Here is a 17,331-nt window from a genome sequence, read left to right on the forward strand (position 1 = left end):
CGTCGGCGGATTTAGCCGTGTCCGAGGGGGCTCGGAACACGGATACGTCGATGAGATTTGCAGCCATACTCGCGGCGACGGCGCTCACTCTGCCGTTCGCCCACACCGCTTCCGCCGCTACTGCCGGCGTCGAGCGACCGACCGTTCTTGCTCAGGCGGGCCAGCCCGACTGGCCGCCCAACATCGGTCCGCGACGTGGCAACGGCGAGGGTGAGAAGAAGCGCGAGCAAACCCCCGACCGCCCAAAGCTCGGACAGCCCGGCCCGCCGCCGCAAAAGGCTCCCCAACCGCAGGCGAACAAGCCTCAGAGGCCTCCCCAAGGTCCGGGTCCAAAACAACCCGCAGCGCCTGCACCGCAGGCCGAAAAACCAAAGCAACCCCCGAAACAGGCACCGCAGCGACAGGCGGAGCCGCCTCAGAAATCCGCACCTCAACCGTCACCGAAGCGTGCAGAACCGGCGCGTCCAGAAAGGCCCGCGGCCGCGCCACCAAGGCGCGAAGAGCAGCCTCGTGCCGCAGATCCTCGCCGAGAGAAGGCAGGCCCAGGAGCGGAATTCCTCCGTCGGCAACAGGAGCAGGCGAACGAACGCCGGCAGCAGCCCGCGGAAGCGCCCGCAAAGGCGCCAGCCCCGCCAAAGCCGGACGCAGCACCACAAAAGCGCAACGTGCAGCAGCAGCCGGAGGCGGAGCCGAGAGGCGACGCGGCCCCTTCCCCAACGCCCCAGCTCGGCATTGCCGGCGAGCGTGAGGATCCGAGAGTGCGCGAGCTGCGCCAGAAACTGCATCAGCAGCGGCGCGAGGCTGTTCGGGAGGCGGATAGGCCAGATCGTGACGAAGTCCGTCGTCGTGGACAGGATGGTCGCGACTGGTCGGTCGAGGATGACCGGCGAGATCGGCGTGGCCCTCCCCGCGGCGCTGCCGGCTTCATGCTGCCCTTTGCGACAGGCGACGTGGTTCAGGATTCGGGCGACCGGGTTATCGTCCGCCGCAATGGTCAGCTTCTCATTCGGTCCGACAGCGAAACCGACCGCCTTCTGCGCCGCGCGCGGGACGTCTCGGTCGACGAGCTGGGCGGCGGCCGGACGCGCACCATCGTGACACGTCCCGATGGAGTCCGCGTCATCACCGAGCGGGATTATGACGGAGAGATCATCCGGCGCGTCCGCCAGTACCCGGACGGCGACCAGGTCGTGCTGATCGACGAGCGTGGCTACGACCGTCGTGATCGCGAATATGAGCCGGGTTATTTTGAACGCTCTCTGCCACCGCTCGACCTGCAGATGCCGCGAGATCGCTACATCGTCGAGATGCAGCGCGCATCGGAACGCGACCTCGAAGATGCCTTGATGGCCCCACCGGTCGAAAACGTGGAGAGGGTTTATACGCTGGAGGAGGTCCGCGACAGCTCGCGGCTGCGTGACAAGCTCCGTCGCGTGGATCTCGATTCGATCACCTTCGACACGGGCAGTGCCGCGATAACACGCAGCCAGATAGGCCAGCTCTCCGCGATCGGCCAGGCCATCGAAGACGTGCTGTCGCGCAACCCCAACGAGATCTTCCTCGTCGAAGGGCACACCGACGCCGTCGGCTCGGACGTGTCGAATCTTGCGCTGTCAGACCGGCGCGCGGAATCGGTTGCGATCGTCCTGTCGGAGAATTTCGATATTCCGCCGGAGAATCTCGTCACTCAAGGCTATGGCGAACAATATCTGAAAGTTCCGACGGAGGCCGCGGAACGGGCGAACCGGCGTGTCGCCGTTCGCCGCATCACGCCGCTCATTCAAAGCACGAGCCGGTGACTCGCCGCTCTTTGTGAGCGGACGGCAAAAACGAATGGGTCCGCCGTCGCGGGCCCATTTTTCTTTGCGGCCCATCTTCAGTGGGCGCTCGCAACGGACCCGGTCTCCGACGCAGACACGGTCACGAGGCGCGGCCCCCGTCCGGCCTGACGTTCCATCGCATCGGCAACGCTCCCATGGACGAGATTTCCGATATCGTCCCGGTGCCGCTCTCCGATCAAAAGGACGGGCGCATCGATCGTCTCTGCTCGCGCAAGGATGGCCTGAGCGACGTGAACGGCGCCCGCCTCCCAGACCTCTCCTTCCGCGCTCACCCCCTGCTCTCGGAGCCAGAGGAGCCCCCGCTGCAAAACAGCCGTAGCTTCGGTCTCGCTCTCGGCATCGACGGCATCTTCGTCCACCACCTCGAAGGGGCGCACATGCAGGAGGAAGACGGTTTCGCCCTTCGTTGCGATCTCGGCGGCGCGCACGAGAACCGCCCGGTCATGGTCTGTCCCGTCGACCGCTGCGAGAACCGCAATCCGTGGCGCGCCGCCGAGAGGCTCACGGACCTCAGGCCGAACGCCGGCATAACGCCCAAGACTGCTTCGCCGGGCAAAGAGCACGACCGGCGAGATGAGAGCCGCGGCGCAGGCCACGTAGAAGGCCATATGGGCGCCAAAGCTTTCCGCCAGCAGCGGCGCCGCATAGGGCGCGACGACGCCCGCGAACCACCGCACGAAGTTGTAGGCAGCCGACGCGACGGGTCTCGGAACCGTCGAGACTTCAAGCGCCATCTCCGTAAAGACCGTGTTGCAGACCCCCATCAAGGCGCCCGAAAGCACCACACAGGCGGCAACGATCTCCACGGAGCCGAAAGCCATGACCATGAGCAGGACTGCGAAGAGAACGAGACACGCAGCAAGCAGGATCGGAGCGCTCAGCCGCGCCTGCAGACGTGGCGCGACGAGAACCGAAAACACCGCAAGCAGGAGCCCCCATCCGAAGAAGATCAGTCCGACCGCATGCGCCGACATCTGCAGAACGAACGGAACGAAGGCGAGGACCGTGAAGAAGGCGTAATTGTAGAAAGCCGCGGCGACGGCGGTCGTCAGAAGACCCGGCTGGCGAAGCGCCTTGAGAGGCGCAGAGAGCGCAATCTTCTCCTTGGGCTTCGGCAGTTCCGGAAGAAGCACTGCGACCGCGACAAAGCCGATCGCCATCAATGTCGCCGTCCCGAAGAAGGGATAACGCCAGGAGATACCGCCCAGCGCAGCGCCGAGGAGAGGTCCCGCAGAAATGCCGAGGCCGAGTGCGGCTTCATACATCAAAATCGCTGCAGCCGTGCCGCCACGCGAGGAGGCGACGATGACGGACAGAGCCGTGACCACGAAAAACGCATTGCCGAGACCCCACCCGGCTCGGAACGCGACCAGTTCGCCAACCGACTGCGAGGTTCCGGCAAGCGCGGAGAACGCGACGATGAGAAGTGCCCCCACCATCAACGTCTTGCGACCACCCAGCCGACTGGAAACGAAACCTGTGACCAGCATCATCACCGAGGTGACGAAAAAGTAGCTGGTAAACAGTAGCGATACCTGACTGGGGGATGCGTTGAGCCCCGCTGCGATCGAGGTGAGGATCGGATCGACCAGACCGATCGACATGAAGCCGACGACACAGGCGAAAGCGGTCGCCCAGACGGCTTTTGGCTGATCCAGAAAATGGGGAGATGCGGAAGTGGCGGACATGCGGATCCTGAACGTCAAAAACAGGTGTATGATACAGGCATATGCGCGGCCCGCACCCAAGAACAAGTTGTATAATACAGGTATTTTGATAAGGCCGCGCACGAGCGGGAGGCCGGCATGACAGACACGACGGCGGTAATCGAAAAGCTGGAACGCGAACTGGCGTTCTTTGCGCGAAGGCTGGAGGCGGTCCACCGCAAACGCGGCTATCCCCTTGAGCGCGCCCATTATCTTCTGCTGCTGCAATTGCGCGAAGGCCCCGCCAGCGTCACCGACCTCGCCCACCACCTCGACCTCGACGATTCAACCGTCACGAGGCAGATCGCCGCCATGCAGCGGCGGCGCCTGATCCGCCGCGTCAAAAATCCGGCCGACGGACGCAGCACCCTGATCGAGCGCACGCGGCTCGGCGCCGAGAGCGCCGAGACGATGCGCCTGGCAAGGCTTGGACGCATCGAGACGCTGTTTGGCGCCTGGAAGCAGGCCGACCGCGAGAAATTCGCTCAGATGCTCACGCAGGTGAATCTTGCCCTGTCGGACTCGCTCAAGGAGATGACGGAAGAGCTGCCCTCCCCGCCTCCGCAGCAACCCACGCCGGCACGTCCCAAGCCGGCGCGGCCCAAGCAGGCGCGGCAACCAAGGCCGAAGCCTCAGAAAAAGTGACTATCCCCCACTCGGAGCGCTCGCTTCATCTGCCTCCTCGGGCTCCTCGACGGCGCGCCGGGGATCGCCGGAGAGAAACTCGGCCACGGCCCCGAGGCTCGGGATATTCGTCGCGAAGATCTTGATCGCCACGAGAAGCGGCACGGCCATGAACATGCCGACGAAACCCCACAGCCAGCCCCAGAAGGCGATCGACAGAAAGACCGCCACCGGGTTCATTTCAAGCCGTCGGCCGACCACCATCGGAGTGATGAAATTGCCCTCCATGGCGGTGAAGAAGAGATAGATGAGCGGCGGGTAGAAAGCTTCGCCGAGTGTCGGAAACGTCACGATGCCGACCACGGCTGAAAGGCCGATGCCCATCATCGACCCGACATAGGGAATGAAATTCAGCAATGTCGCCAGGATGCCCCAAAGCACCGGGTTGGGCATGCCGATGACCCACATGCCGGAACCGATCGCGATCCCGAGCATCGTGTTGATGAAGGTGACGGTGAAGAGGTAGCGCGACAGCTCGCGCTCGATGTCGTGCGCAATCCGCAAGGCCCGCTTTTTATCACTGAGCGAGGGCATCGAACGAACGAGCTTGACGTAGAAGAGCTCCGAATACGCCAGCAGGAAGAAGAGCAGGACGAGACAGAGGAGAACGCGGGCCAGGATATCGGGCGTGCTGGTCGCGACATCCGACAAGAGCCCAGGCTCGCGCAGCACCACCTCCTGGGCGGCATCGGGCGCCGAACCGCCCTTTCCCGTCGTGATCTTGTCGACTTCCTTGGAAGCACGCTCGAGCTGGGCCACCGAACCGCGCAGATGCCCGACCTTGCGCTCCAGCTCTCGCGCAATGCTCGGCGCACGGTCGACCCACTCGCCGATCGGATCGCTCAGGATGTAGGAGCCGCCGACGAGCATGATGAAGGTGGATGAGACAAGAAGTGCCCCCGTCACCCACTCCGCGATCCCCCGCCGCGAAAAGAATCGCACCACGGGGCTCAGGACGAGCGCAAACAGGAACGCCAGCACGACCGGCAGGAAGAACCCCTTCGCCAGATAGAGCGAGCCGATAAGAGCGATCAGAAACAGGCCCGTCAGGGGCCAGGACGCGCGTTGGCGCTGAGGCTCAGGAGGCGCGTCGGCTTGCTGAGGCGTCGCGTCCGAGGGACGTGCAGTGGCGTCGGAATCGGTTGAAGTCATGGGCCTGGCGGGTGTCTGCTACCCGCTTCAAACGCCCTGCGAAGTCCGCAGTTCCGCCATAATCGCAAGCAGTTTGAATAGCTTCCTACCGGTCTCAGCGCCTGACGAAGCAACTCCCCGCCTTCTGCGCTTCCAACCCGCACAAGCGGCAGGCTGAAGACAACCGACAGCGGCTCAAGCGCCGAAGGCTTCGACGTGCTCGAGCCGCTGCCGGCCTGTCTGAAAACCCAGCCTGCCCGGCGATCAATGCAGAATCTGCGAGAGGAAGAGCTTGGTGCGGTCGTGCTGCGGGTTCGTGAAGAACTGCTCGGGTTCGTTCTGCTCCACGATCTGACCGGCATCCATGAAGATGACCCGGTTCGCCACCTGCCGCGCAAAGCCCATCTCGTGCGTGACGACGAGCATGGTCATGCCGGATTTGGCGAGATCCACCATCACGTCGAGCACCTCCTTGATCATCTCCGGATCGAGCGCGGAGGTCGGCTCGTCGAAGAGCATGATGCGCGGGTTCATGCACAAAGCGCGGGCGATCGCCACACGCTGCTGCTGGCCGCCAGAAAGCTGTCCCGGATATTTGTTGGCCTGCTCGGGGATTTTCACCCGCTCCAGATAATGCATAGCCGCCTCTTCGGCCTCGCGCTTGGGCATCTTGCGCACCCAAATCGGCGCCAGCGTGCAATTCTCCAGGATCGTGAGATGCGGGAAGAGATTGAAGTGCTGGAACACCATGCCGACTTCGCGACGAATCTCGTCGATCTTCTTCAGGTCGTTGGTGAGCTCGATCCCGTCGACGATGATGTCGCCCTTCTGATGCTCTTCGAGCCGATTGATGCAGCGGATCATCGTCGACTTGCCCGAGCCCGACGGTCCGCACACCACGATACGCTCGCCACGACGCACATTCAGATTGATGTCGCGCAAGACATGGAACTCGCCGAACCATTTGTTGACGCCGCGCATCTCCACGGCAGGACCGGCGTTCGGGTCCATCATGTCGGCCGCACCATTCTCGTCGGAAGAGATGTGGGCGCTTGTCTCGGTATCACTCATCAAAGGGGGCTCCTAACGCGCATGGCCGGTGCGAAGGCGGTTTTCGGTGAAGATCGAATACCGCGACATGGAAAAACAGAAAATCCAGTAGACGCAGGCTGCAAAGAAATAGGCGGTCGTCGCCTGAACCGGCGTCGACCAGCTGGGGTCGGTAAAGCTCGACTGGATCTGGCCGAGAAAATCGAACAGGCCGATGATCAAAACGAGCGTCGTGTCCTTGAAAAGGCCGATGAAGGTGTTGACGATGCCCGGGATCACGAGCGTCAGCGCCTGCGGCAGAATGATGAGCCGCATTTTTTGCCAATAGGCAAGGCCGACCGCGTCCGCGCCCTCGTATTGCCCCTTCGGGATCGCCTGCAGCCCGCCCCGGATGACCTCGGCCATATAGGCGGCGGAGAATAGGGCGACGCCGATCAGCGCGCGCAGGAGTTTGTCGAAGGAAACGCCTTCCGGCAAAAACAGCGGCAGCATCACCGAGGACATGAACAGGACGGTGATCAAGGGGACGCCGCGCCAGAATTCGATAAAGACGACGCAGACGAAGCGCACGATCGGCATGTCGGAGCGACGCCCGAGAGCAAGCACGACGCCAAGCGGCAAAGACGCGGCAATGCCGGTGATCGCAATGACCAGCGTCACAAGCAGTCCGCCCCAGATCGACGTCGGAACGAACTCAAGCCCGAGATCGAGGCTGAGCACGAAGATGACCGCTGCCAACGCAAGCATCATCGTCAGGACGAGCTTTAGCAGCCCACCCGCTGGAGCTCCTGTCCCCCGTGCCCACGCAAAAGCGATCCCGAGCACGACCAGGGTCAAAAGCGCATATTCGATCCAGAAATCGAGGCCGCTTCCGAGCGGTGCGAGCTCCCGCCCGATCCCGATCATGCTGTCGAACTCCATATGCCCGCCCGTCAAAAGCAGGAGCGCGGCCACAGGAAAGACCAAGGCCATGTAGATCAGATTGATGCCCTTGAAGGGTGCCGACGGGACGAGGAGCGGCACGACGCCGATGATGAAGAGAGCGAAGACGATGTTCACCCGCCAACGCTCCTCGACCGGATAGCGCCCATAGATGAACTGGGCAAAATAGTCCTTCACGTAGGGCCAGCACGCCCCGAACCAGCCGTTCGGCTGGATGCCGCCCTGGTTGATCGTGGTGCAGACGTCGCGGCTTTCGCCGGACCACACCGCCTGAACCAACGCAAAATCGACAAGCGGCGGCACGACGATCCAGATCACGTAAAGCGCGATCAGCGTCAGAAGCGCGTTCGACCAGCTCGAAAAGAGATTCTTGCGCAGCCAGCCCAGGGGTCCGCTCTCGCGGTGCGGCGGCGGAGACTGAGACAGCATCTCGTCGCGGACATAAACGAGATCGGTTTCGGATTGGATATCGGACATGGCTCAGCGCTCCACCAGCGCGACGCTGCGGTTGTACCAGTTCATGAAGAGCGAGGTGACAAGCGAGATCGTCAGATAGGTGGCCATGGTGATGAGGATGAACTCCACCGCGCGTCCCGTCTGGTTGAGCGCGGTCCCCGCGAAAACCGAAACGAGGTCGGGATAGGCGATCGCGACCGCAAGCGAGGAGTTCTTCGTCAGATTGAGATACTGGCTCGTCAGCGGTGGTATGATCACGCGCATGGCTTGCGGGATGACCACCAGCCGCAAAGTGTGACCGGGCCGCAATCCGAGGGAGTAAGATGCCTCTGTCTGGCCATTCGGCACCGCGAGAATCCCCGCCCGCACGATCTCCGCGATAAAGGAGGCCGTGTAGAAGCTGAGCGCCATCAAAAGCCCGATGAATTCAGGGAAGACACGCAAGCCACCGCGCGGGCCGAAATTGCCCGGCGTCGGATACTCCAAAGAGAACGGAGGATTGGCGAACGCAAAGCCGGCGACGAAATAGGCAACGAGCGGCAGCCCGATGATGAGCGCGAGCGCCACGCGGAAGAGCGGAAAGATCTGACCGGTCGCCATCTGCCGCCGTCTCGCCCAGGCGCGAAGAACAAAAGTTGCGACGATGCCTATTATGAAAGCAACCACCACGAGCGCGAAGCCCCGCCCGAGGACCGGATTGGGCGCGTACCAGCCCGCAATGTTCAGAAGCCCGAACGGTCCGAGGTCGATCGCATCGCGCTTGGCCGGCAGGAGCCGCAGAACCGCAAAATACCAGATGAAGATCTGCAAGAGCAGCGGGATGTTCCGCAGAACCTCGATGTAGACATAGGCCGCCTTCGCGACGACCCAGTTCCTGGAAAGCCTGGAGATCCCGACGATGAAGCCGATGATCGTGGCGAGGAGCACGCCAATGAAGGACACAAGCAGCGTGTTGAGCAGCCCGACGAAGTAGACGCGGACGTAGGACGAGGTTTCCTGGTAGTCGATCAATGTCTGATTGATCTGGAAACCGGCCGAATCCCGCAGAATGCCGAAGCCGAAACCGATGCCTTGTGCCCGCAAATTGGCGGCGGTGTTGTGAATGATCCACCAGGCGAAACTGACAATGGCGACGATCAGGAGAACCTGAAAGATCACGCCACGTACGCGCTGGTCGTTGAGTGCAGAAAATCCACTCGAGCCTTTTCGGCTCGGCAATACGTCCTGAACAGCCATGTCCCCTCGGCTAGCAGGTTCCATGCCATCCCGGATCGTGAGCGCCCGGTTTGATGGCAAGGGGCCCGGCCGATCGCTCGGCCGGGCCCATGTTTATTCTTAGCGAACCGGCGGCGCGTATTGCAGACCGCCGTCGCTCCACAGCTTGTTCAGCCCTCGGTCGATGCCGAGCTCCGTATCGGGGCCGACATTGCGGTTGAACATCTCGCCGTAATTGCCGACGGCCTTGATCGCGTTCACCGCCCACTCTTTGTCGAGACCAATCGACTCGCCGAACGAGCCTTCAGTCCCGAGAAGGCGCTTGATCGAGGGATTGTCGGAGTTCTTCATCTCGTCGACGTTGTCCTGCGTGACGCCGAGCTCTTCGGCGTTGATGAGCGCAAACAGCGTCCACTTGACGACGTTGAACCACTGATCGTCACCCTGGCGAACGGCCGGGCCGAGCGGCTCTTTGGAGATGATCTCCGGCAGGATGACATGGTCGTCGGGATTGGTGAGCTTCAGCTTCTGGGCGTAAAGGCCCGACTGATCGGTCGTGTAGACATCGCAGCGGCCGGCATCGTAGGCGGCCACGACCTCGTCGGCCTTCTCAAAGGCGACCACTTCGTAATCCATGTCGTGGCTGCGGAAATAATCCGCGACATTGAGCTCGGTCGTGGTGCCGGTGTTCGTGCAAACGCTGGCGCCCGAAAGCTCCAGAGCCGATGAGACGCCGAGATCCTTCGGCACCATGAAGCCCTGGCCGTCGTAATAGTTCACGCCCGTGAAGTTCAGCCCGAGATCGGTATCGCGCGACATCGTCCAGGTGGTGTTGCGCGTGAGAACGTCGACTTCGCCCGATTGCAGCGCGGTAAAGCGCTCCTTCGCCGAAAGAGGTGTGAACTTTGCGGCATCACCATTGCCGAAAATGGCGGCGGCGATCGCCTTGCACGTGTCCACGTCGAGGCCGGACCAATTGCCTTGCGCATCGGGGTTCGAGAAGCCTGGAAGACCCTGGCTCACGCCGCATTGCACGGAGCCTTTGGCCTTCACGTCGTCAAGCGTCGCCGCAGACGCGGAGACGGCCGTCACAGCGAGGGCCGCTCCGGCTACGAGCGGTACGATGGATTTCTTCATATGACGATTCCTGTTCACCGGTTTGGTTCTTAGAACGATGATTTGCAGTCATGCGTCCAAAGCGAAGCAGCCCCGCCTCGCTCTTCCCTGCCAGACGCCGCTTGACGCAACCCCGTCCATGCGGCCATCGAAAGCTATCTACTGGCCCCGGTCAAGCCTGCGGCCCTGAGGTCGTCTGAGGCAAACAGAGGCAATTTCGAGAGGCGATCAAATGACGCGGAGATCCGCATGAGTAAAAACAAGGACGAAACAAGCATGTCCAGCACCCCCCGCAAAGCGGCAACTCTCGTCACCCACGGCGGGCGCCACCCGAAGGAATTTCACGGCTTCATCAATCCGCCTCTGGTCCGGGCATCGACCGTTCTCTTCAACGATGTGGACGAGATGAAAGGGCGACGCGAGAGCCGCTACGCCTATGGTCTCATGAACACGCCGACAATCGAGGCGTTCAACGAGGTCTGGACCGAGCTCGAAGAAGCCTCTGGAACGGTCCTCGTTCCTTCGGGCCTTGCCGCGGTCACGGTCGCGATCTTGTCGGCGCTCTCGGCCGGTGAAGAAATTCTCGTGCCCGACAACGTCTATGGGCCGACGCGGCGCTTCTGCAACCAGACATTGAAGCGCTGGGGAATGAGGACGAGCTATTACGATCCAATGGATCTCGAGGCTCTGAAGTCAGCCCTCAATGGCGGTGCAAGCGCGGTCTTCGTCGAAGCCCCCGGCTCGCTGACCTTCGAAGTCCCCGATATCGGAGCGACACTCGAACTCGCCAAGGCCGCCGGTGCGATCACGATGATCGACAACACATGGGCGACGCCGCTTCTCTACAAGCCGATCGTCGAAGGTTTCGACCTCTCCATTCAGGCGGGCACCAAATATGTCGGCGGTCATGCCGACGTGCTCATCGGCTCGATCAGCGCCAATGAGCGGATGTGGCCAAAACTCTCCGCCACACACGCCAATCTTGGCATCCAGGCGGGCCCCGACGAGATCTATCTCGCCATGCGCGGCCTGCGCACCATGAAGCTGCGTATGGATCAGCACGAAGGTCAGGCCCTTGAGGTGGCGAAATGGCTTAGAGACCAGCCGAAGGTCGCCCGACTTCTTCATCCGGCGATGGAAAGCTGCCCAGGGCATGACAATTGGAAGCGCTATTTCGGTCGCTCGAGCGGGCTCTTCGCCTTTGAGCTGGCCGGCACCGAAGACGAAGCCGCGACCTTCCTGAACGCCCTGCGTCTTTTCGGCCTCGGCTTTTCCTGGGGCGGCTTTGAGAGCCTGGCCACTCTGGCGGAGCTGCGGGAAACGCGAAGCGTCACGACATGGCAGGCGGGCCCGGTGATCCGTCTTCAGATCGGCCTGGAGGCCGTCGAAGACCAGATCGCAGACCTTGAGCAGGCTCTTGCAGCGATCGCAGCCTGATCGACATCAGGCCGCCGAATGAATGCATGGCAGGCCGGCTGAGAGCCTCTCAGCCGGCGCTTTTCATGGGCGATTTGTCCTCACGGAAAATCAGCCACAAGTTGCGGAAATAAATGAAAAGGCCGAGACCCTGGCCGAGGATGAAGACGGGGTCTTGCCGATGCAGTGCATAGATAAAAAGCAGGAACCCGCCAAAGACCGAGAAGAACCAGAAGGCCACAGGAACGACGGACCTCCCTGCCCTCTCGCTCGCCAGCCATTGGATGACGAAGCGCATCATGAACATGAACTGGGCGACGAAGCCGAGCGCAATCCACAGACTGAACTGCTCGACAAAGACCTCGTGGATCCAGTTCCACACGTCACTCATCCAGATTCTCCTCGCTCAGCTGCGGACGTACCTTGCGCCGGCTGGCCAACCACCACACCCCGAAAAGATCGGCAATGCCAACCCAAAGGCGATCGAAGATGCCATACTTCGAGGTGCCGTGCCGCCGTTCCCGGTCCGCCACGTCGACGAGTGCGATCTCGTAGCCTTCCCGCCGCACCAGCGCGGGCAGAAAGCGGTGCCAACCATCAAAATAAGGCAGGCGCAAGAACAACGTGCGGCGGACGGCCTTGAGGCCGCAACCGGTGTCTCGCACCTGGTCATCGAGGAGTGCCCGCCGCACCCGGTTGGCGATACGCGACCCGTAGCGCTTGGCAAAGCTCGCCTTGCGCCCGATCCGCTGCCCGGCTGCCAGGCCGACCTGATCGCCACCCGCGGAGAGTGCATCGAGAAGTGCTGGAATATAGGCCGGGTCGTTCTGCCCGTCTCCGTCGATGGTGACGACGGCATCGCCCTTGGCCGCTTCGAGAGCACTGCGAATCGCAGCGCTTTGGCCGGCGCTCGTCTCATGCCGCAACAGCCGCACCTGCGGGTGCTGGCGCGCGCTGGCGCGGACGGTTTCACCGGTCCCGTCACGGGATCCATCATCGACGACGAGGATTTCGAAGGACCGCCCGGAAAGCGCCGTTGCGATTTCGTCGATCAGGAACCCGATATTGCCGGCCTCGTCCTTGCACGGGACGATGACGGAGACTTCCGGCGAGAGGGGCGAAGTCATGACGTGCCTTTCTGGTGCACATGGCGCCTTTCAATGCGGCCAGCCGCGTCCAGGCGGAAGACGAGACGGCGTTCTGCGAATATGCGTGCGGTGAGCCAGGCCACGGCCCCACCGAGAAGAAAACCGGCAACAACGTCGGTCGGATAATGCGAGCGCGTCGCAAGACGGCTGACGGCGATCCAGAAGGCCCCGGTCAGGATGACGATTCGCGCCCGCGGAAACAGCAGCGCCAGTGCCACGCCGAGCGCGGCGACATTCGTCGCATGGCCCGAGGGAAAACTCGCCCAGCTCGGATCGAACGAAAACGGATGGAAGGCGGCCAGACCTTCCGTGTCGAAAAGCTTCGGGCGCGCCCGCCCGATCACGTATTTCAGGACGACGACGATGAGACCGGCCGCCAGCACGGAGACGAACAGGTAGGTCGCCGTCGCGGAGGCCCGCACGACAGCGGCGCGCCGCCTGATGCCGTGCACCGAGATATCCCGAAAAATCTGGTAGATCAGAAAACCGCCGGTGGCGATCAGCATCCAGTCGGACTTGCCGATATCGGTGACGAATTCGAGGAAGTCGCGCACCTCCGGCTGCATCGTCGCCTGAAACAGCGTCAGATAGGGATCCGCCAGAATGAAAAGAACGACGAGCAGGCTCCCGACGAGAACAAAGCCGTTGAGAACGCCGATCGGGGTGGGGCGATACGGCGGATGACGGCGATCGCGCTGCCTCTCGTTCAGAAGACGCGAAAAAGCGAGCGCCCGCTCGCGTCCCCGCACGAGATGCTGCCGCGCGGTCAGGCTCCAGCGGTCCTTAAAATCACTCATTGGGCAGCCGGAGCCGTTTCGTAGATGCCGACCGTGACCGGCCGCCCGCGCGAATAATTGTATCCAGAGACCTCGCCCCGACGCACGACCGTCAGCCCGTCGGCAGCGACCGATGCGTGGAACTCAGCGTCACGCCGCGCCTCGACCAGACCGACGCGGCATCCGGGCTCTTCCAGGAATTTCGCGACGTCCTCGGAGGATCCGAGAACCACATCCGTGCCGCCGAAGAAGACGAGGCTCGGCTCGGTGTAGCCGGTCGCCGCCAGCTCCGGATTGGGGCACGACGACACCGTCTCAGCTTCAGCGACCGCGCGTTCCGAGACGCGAATCGCATCGAGCCCCGGGAAGGCCAGCTGGAAGGCACCGACATAAAGGAGTGCCGCGGAAAGGACCGAGGCGGCGACGGCCCGCTCGTCGCGTCCCCTCATCAACGCTCGGGCGGCGAGAAGTCCCATGACTGCGGCGGCCACCGCCGCCACATCCGCACCGGCGGGAAGACGCTTCTCCAGATAGAGCGGCAGGACCACGATGCCGATGGCGACGAAGACGGGAACGGCCGCGGCCAAGAGCCCGATGATGATCCGCAGCGAGGCCCGGGTGACCACCGCCCCGCGAACCATGGCTGCGCCGGCGAGGAGCGCGAAAGCGGGATAAAGCGGCAAGACGTAATGGGGAAGCTTGGTCGGCACCGCCTCGAAGACGAGCCAGGCGGGCACGATCCAGACCAGACAGAAGAAAATGTCAGGATGGCGCCATTGCCGGATCATCATCGGCAGAGCAAGGAGCGCGAAGGGGGTGAGCGGCCAGGCCGTCGCGAAGAAAAGTCCAAGATAGGTGCCCGGAGGCGCGCCGTGGCTCTCCTGCCCGCTCGCCACCTTGGCCATCAAATCATGCCCGACCGAATCCCCGAAAAAGGCCCCGTCGGAGAGAAGCGTAATCGCCACGAACCAGGGCAGCGTCACGATGAGCATCGCGACGAGCCCGGGCAATGGCCGGAGACGCAAGAGCGGGACGAACGAGCGCGAGCCGATCATCAGGGAAATCAGCGTCAGGCCGCAGACCATGACGATGACCGGGCCCTTGACCAGGATCCCGGCGCCAAGCGCAATCCAGAACGCGAGTGCGAGCGGCCAGGAAAGTGGCTCGCGCGACGGCGGCGCTGTCAGTCCGGCGCTCTCTTCTGCCTCGCCCCGCCCGCTCATCCAGGCGCGCGCCATGATCGCCTGCGCAAAAACAGTGAGCGCCAGCAGCACCGCATCGGTCTTGGCAAGCCGCGCTTCGACCCCGAGAAGGATCGTGGCGGACATGAGCAGCGAGCCGATGAAGGCCGCGCGCCGGCCGAAAAGCGACAGCCCGGCGAGATAGGTGGCAAGGACCGCGAGCACGGCGCCAACCGCCGACGGGATCCTGTAGGCCCAGATCGGAGCCTCGGCTCCACCGAAAGGCGCGGTCGCAGCCGCCTGCAGCCAGTAGATGCCGACGGGCTTCTTGTAGCGCGTTTCGGATTGGAAATGGATGTCGACGAAATCGCCGCTCTCATGCATCTGCTTCGTCGCCTGGACGAAACGCGCCTCGTCCCGATCGATCGGTGGCAGCGCCGTCAGACCGGGCAGAAACAGGATGATCGCGACGAGGATCGTGATCAGTCCCGCAAGGGGCGCAAAGCGGCTTGGCCAGCCGATAAGCCGCGAGCGTCGCGCATCCAACGGAGCCTCAGACATCGAAGTCTCGCCTTTTGAACATTCGCGGCTGGTGCTAAGCCGGCAAGGGCCGGCACGCAAGCGCCGCGCGCGGCGGTGCTAACGACAAGGGCCAGCGACGATGCGATCTCAATGTTGAGCGCTCCCAATCTTTCCCAGCCAAAGGCTTTCCTGCGAATGCTTTTTGCCGCGGCAGTTCGGGCTGCCGACCCGGCGACCTGCCTGCCGCCCCACCTGCCCTCGCCGCCGGCCGGCCGCACCATCGTCATCGGGGCAGGCAAGGCTTCGGCGGCCATGGCCAAAACCCTGGAAGACAATTGGAAGGGACCTCTCGAAGGCCTGGTCGTGACACGTTACGGCCACGCGGTGCCGTGCCGATCGATCGAGATCGTGGAAGCCGCCCATCCGGTCCCTGACGCGGCAGGTGAAAAGGCGGCGCGGCGCATGCTCGATCTTCTCCGGGATCTCACCGAGGACGATCTCGTCATCGCGCTGATCTCGGGTGGCGGTTCGGCGCTTTTGAGTGCTCCGGCCGATGGCCTGACCCTTGCCGACAAGCAGGAGATCAATCGGGCACTCCTCACCTCCGGAGCCCCGATCGGCGCCATGAACTGCGTGCGCAAGCATCTCTCCGCCGTCAAAGGCGGTCGCCTGGCGGCCGCGGCCTGGCCAGCTCCGGTTTTGACCCTCGCCATCTCGGATGTTCCAGGCGACGATCCCGCGGCGATCGCTTCTGGACCGACGGTCGCCGATCCGACATCGCTCGCCGACGCACGCAATGTCCTTGCGCGTTTCCGCATTGAGCTCCCCGCCGCGGCCGAGGCATGGCTTGCGAGCCCTGAAGCCGAAACGCCGAAGCCGGGTGCCTTGCGCCTTTCCCGCAGCACCTTCCGTCTCATCGCGGCCCCGCACCGTTCTTTGGAAGAGGCGGCCAAGATCGCCCGCGATTGTGGCGTTGCTCCGCTCATTCTCGGTGACGACCTCGAAGGCGAAGCACGGCAGCTGGGGGCAGAGCATGGTCGTCTGGCCCGCACCAAGCTTGCCCGGGGCGAACTGGCGCGGCCCTTCGTGCTTCTGTCCGGCGGAGAAACCACCGTCACCTTGCGCGGTAACGGGCGCGGCGGCCGCAACGCGGAGTATCTTCTGGCACTCGCGATCGCGCTCGATTCCGCCGAGGGGATTTATGCGCTCTCCTGCGACACGGATGGGATCGACGGCTCCGAGGACAATGCCGGCGCGCTTTGTGCACCCGACACGCTCGCACGCGCCAAAGACCTAGGTCTCGACGCGCACGACGCTCTGGCGCGCAACGACGCCTACAGCTTCTTCGAAGCGCTCGGCGATCTCGTCATCAGCGGTCCGACGCTGACGAACGTCAACGACTTTCGCGCGATCCTGGCTCTTTGAGGGGCACACTGACGCGCCCCAAACAAGGCCAGATCAGGAAGTTAGAGCCACTTTTCGATTCAAAAAATCAATGGCGACCCCGGCAGGATTCGAACCTGCGACCATCGGCTTAGAAGGCCGGTGCTCTATCCACTGAGCTACGGGGCCGGAAGGCGCAAAGGTGCGCCTAATGGGTCCACGGCACCTGCCGATTGAATTTGAAATTGTCGGAGTAAGAGATCGTCGCCCGCTTCTTTTCCTTCGGCTCATAGACGCGATAGGCGATCTTGTTGCGCTGGGCGTAGGCCACGGCCTCCTCCTTCGAGGGGAAGCGCAGACGCACCTGCGAGCGCATGTCGCTTGAAGCTGTATAGCCCATCAAAGGCTCGATCGAGCGCGGTGTTTCCGGCTCGAATTCCAAAATCCATTCATGCGTCTTGGCCTGGCCCGAGCTCATCGCCGTGCGAGCCGGTTTGTAGATGCGCGCCTGCATACGTCTCTGCCGTCCTTTGCCTTGCCGAAACCTTTCGCAGCGATTCCAGCCTTGCTTCAACAGAAGACTAGCAGGAATGCCGACGAATTCCATGCCATCGCGGCCGGCTCGGTCGTCGTCTCTATAGGATCTGGTCGGGGCCACGAAAAGTCCCGTCGGCGAGCAAACGCTTTCTGCGCACGCGGAGTTTCGTCTCCGCCATCTCAGACATCGACAGGGAAGCGAGAATCTCAGGCGCCGGCTTGCCGAT

The 17,331-nt window shown here is 63.0% G+C and carries 15 protein-coding genes and 1 tRNA gene; 4 read left to right on the top strand and 12 right to left on the bottom strand.

Annotated features, from left to right (window positions below):
* Positions 1-665 precede the first annotated feature (665 nt).
* The gene (locus L0F51_RS20125; RefSeq protein ID WP_234628175.1) at positions 666-1,799 is read left to right on the top strand and encodes an OmpA family protein; all 1,134 of its coding nucleotides are present in this window, start codon (positions 666-668) and stop codon (positions 1,797-1,799) included.
* Between the two features lie 77 nt (positions 1,800-1,876).
* Here the strand turns inward: L0F51_RS20125 and L0F51_RS04805 are convergent, their stop codons facing one another.
* Positions 1,877-3,529, bottom strand: coding sequence for an MFS transporter (locus tag L0F51_RS04805; RefSeq protein ID WP_234628176.1), 1,653 nt, complete (start codon positions 3,527-3,529; stop codon positions 1,877-1,879).
* A 117-nt stretch (positions 3,530-3,646) separates the two neighbouring features.
* Between L0F51_RS04805 and L0F51_RS04810 the strand changes: the two genes are divergently transcribed.
* Positions 3,647-4,192, top strand: a complete 546-nt coding sequence (locus tag L0F51_RS04810) for a MarR family winged helix-turn-helix transcriptional regulator (RefSeq protein ID WP_234628177.1) — start codon at positions 3,647-3,649, stop codon at positions 4,190-4,192.
* Here the strand turns inward: L0F51_RS04810 and L0F51_RS04815 are convergent, their stop codons facing one another.
* From L0F51_RS04815 to L0F51_RS04835, 5 genes are all read right to left on the bottom strand, one after another.
* Positions 4,193-5,383 (bottom strand): AI-2E family transporter, encoded by a 1,191-nt coding sequence (locus L0F51_RS04815; RefSeq protein ID WP_234628178.1) that lies wholly within the window; start codon positions 5,381-5,383, stop codon positions 4,193-4,195.
* Between the two features lie 243 nt (positions 5,384-5,626).
* The gene (locus tag L0F51_RS04820; protein ID WP_274605725.1) at positions 5,627-6,376 is read right to left on the bottom strand and encodes an amino acid ABC transporter ATP-binding protein; all 750 of its coding nucleotides are present in this window, start codon (positions 6,374-6,376) and stop codon (positions 5,627-5,629) included.
* A 69-nt stretch (positions 6,377-6,445) separates the two neighbouring features.
* Entirely contained in the window at positions 6,446-7,831 is a 1,386-nt protein-coding gene (locus L0F51_RS04825; protein ID WP_234628179.1) for an amino acid ABC transporter permease, read from the bottom strand.
* A 3-nt stretch (positions 7,832-7,834) separates the two neighbouring features.
* Positions 7,835-9,046 carry an amino acid ABC transporter permease gene (locus L0F51_RS04830; protein ID WP_234628180.1) on the bottom strand — a complete coding sequence of 404 codons (1,212 nt, stop codon included), beginning with the start codon at positions 9,044-9,046 and terminating at the stop codon, positions 7,835-7,837.
* Between the two features lie 99 nt (positions 9,047-9,145).
* Positions 9,146-10,162, bottom strand: coding sequence for an amino acid ABC transporter substrate-binding protein (locus tag L0F51_RS04835; protein ID WP_234628181.1), 1,017 nt, complete (start codon positions 10,160-10,162; stop codon positions 9,146-9,148).
* Between the two features lie 255 nt (positions 10,163-10,417).
* On the opposite strand from L0F51_RS04835, the gene metC reads away from it, so the two are divergent.
* Positions 10,418-11,578, top strand: a complete 1,161-nt coding sequence (metC, locus tag L0F51_RS04840) for a cystathionine beta-lyase (protein WP_234628182.1) — start codon at positions 10,418-10,420, stop codon at positions 11,576-11,578.
* A 49-nt stretch (positions 11,579-11,627) separates the two neighbouring features.
* Here the strand turns inward: metC and L0F51_RS04845 are convergent, their stop codons facing one another.
* From L0F51_RS04845 to L0F51_RS04860, 4 genes are read right to left on the bottom strand one after another with little or no spacing between them, the layout of a single operon-like run.
* Entirely contained in the window at positions 11,628-11,948 is a 321-nt protein-coding gene (locus L0F51_RS04845; protein WP_234628183.1) for a lipid-A-disaccharide synthase N-terminal domain-containing protein, read from the bottom strand.
* Positions 11,941-12,684: a glycosyltransferase family 2 protein gene (locus tag L0F51_RS04850; RefSeq protein WP_234628184.1), complete on the bottom strand. Its 744-nt coding sequence runs from the start codon at positions 12,682-12,684 to the stop codon at positions 11,941-11,943. The genes L0F51_RS04845 and L0F51_RS04850 overlap by 8 nt, the downstream gene beginning before the upstream one ends.
* On the bottom strand, positions 12,681-13,502 hold the full coding sequence (locus L0F51_RS04855; RefSeq protein WP_234628185.1) for a phosphatase PAP2 family protein: 822 nt from the start codon (positions 13,500-13,502) through the stop codon (positions 12,681-12,683). Before L0F51_RS04855 ends, L0F51_RS04850 begins: the two co-directional genes overlap by 4 nt.
* Entirely contained in the window at positions 13,499-15,223 is a 1,725-nt protein-coding gene (locus L0F51_RS04860) for a glycosyltransferase family 39 protein (protein ID WP_234628186.1), read from the bottom strand. The genes L0F51_RS04855 and L0F51_RS04860 overlap by 4 nt, the downstream gene beginning before the upstream one ends.
* 156 nt (positions 15,224-15,379) lie before the next feature.
* Here L0F51_RS04860 and L0F51_RS04865 point away from each other — a divergent pair, with 156 nt between their 5' ends.
* Complete coding sequence (locus L0F51_RS04865; RefSeq protein ID WP_234628187.1) at positions 15,380-16,609, top strand: glycerate kinase; 1,230 nt, start codon at positions 15,380-15,382, stop codon at positions 16,607-16,609.
* Positions 16,610-16,680: 71 nt separating this feature from the next.
* On the opposite strand, the gene L0F51_RS04870 is transcribed toward L0F51_RS04865, so the two are convergent.
* A tRNA-Arg gene (locus L0F51_RS04870) sits at positions 16,681-16,756 on the bottom strand.
* 19 nt (positions 16,757-16,775) lie between these two features.
* Entirely contained in the window at positions 16,776-17,081 is a 306-nt protein-coding gene (locus L0F51_RS04875) for an ETC complex I subunit (RefSeq protein WP_234628188.1), read from the bottom strand.
* Positions 17,082-17,331: the final 250 nt, after the last annotated feature.

The organism is Afifella sp. H1R, assembly GCF_021462425.1.
GTDB classification, from domain to species: Bacteria; Pseudomonadota; Alphaproteobacteria; order Rhizobiales; family Afifellaceae; genus Afifella; species Afifella aestuarii.

Coding starts and splice junctions, on each gene's coding strand:
- L0F51_RS04805 (WP_234628176.1), bottom strand. CDS start 3,529: ATGTCCGCCACTTCCGCATCTCCCCATTTTCTGGATCAGCCAAAAGCC.
- L0F51_RS04810 (WP_234628177.1), top strand. CDS start 3,647: ATGACAGACACGACGGCGGTAATCGAAAAGCTGGAACGCGAACTGGCG.
- L0F51_RS04815 (WP_234628178.1), bottom strand. CDS start 5,383: ATGACTTCAACCGATTCCGACGCCACTGCACGTCCCTCGGACGCGACG.
- L0F51_RS04820 (WP_274605725.1), bottom strand. CDS start 6,376: ATGATGGACCCGAACGCCGGTCCTGCCGTGGAGATGCGCGGCGTCAAC.
- L0F51_RS04825 (WP_234628179.1), bottom strand. CDS start 7,831: ATGTCCGATATCCAATCCGAAACCGATCTCGTTTATGTCCGCGACGAG.
- L0F51_RS04830 (WP_234628180.1), bottom strand. CDS start 9,046: ATGGCTGTTCAGGACGTATTGCCGAGCCGAAAAGGCTCGAGTGGATTT.
- L0F51_RS04835 (WP_234628181.1), bottom strand. CDS start 10,162: ATGAAGAAATCCATCGTACCGCTCGTAGCCGGAGCGGCCCTCGCTGTG.
- metC (WP_234628182.1), top strand. CDS start 10,418: ATGTCCAGCACCCCCCGCAAAGCGGCAACTCTCGTCACCCACGGCGGG.
- L0F51_RS04845 (WP_234628183.1), bottom strand. CDS start 11,948: ATGAGTGACGTGTGGAACTGGATCCACGAGGTCTTTGTCGAGCAGTTC.
- L0F51_RS04850 (WP_234628184.1), bottom strand. CDS start 12,684: ATGACTTCGCCCCTCTCGCCGGAAGTCTCCGTCATCGTCCCGTGCAAG.
- L0F51_RS04855 (WP_234628185.1), bottom strand. CDS start 13,502: ATGAGTGATTTTAAGGACCGCTGGAGCCTGACCGCGCGGCAGCATCTC.
- L0F51_RS04860 (WP_234628186.1), bottom strand. CDS start 15,223: ATGTCTGAGGCTCCGTTGGATGCGCGACGCTCGCGGCTTATCGGCTGG.
- L0F51_RS04865 (WP_234628187.1), top strand. CDS start 15,380: ATGCTTTTTGCCGCGGCAGTTCGGGCTGCCGACCCGGCGACCTGCCTG.
- L0F51_RS04875 (WP_234628188.1), bottom strand. CDS start 17,081: ATGCAGGCGCGCATCTACAAACCGGCTCGCACGGCGATGAGCTCGGGC.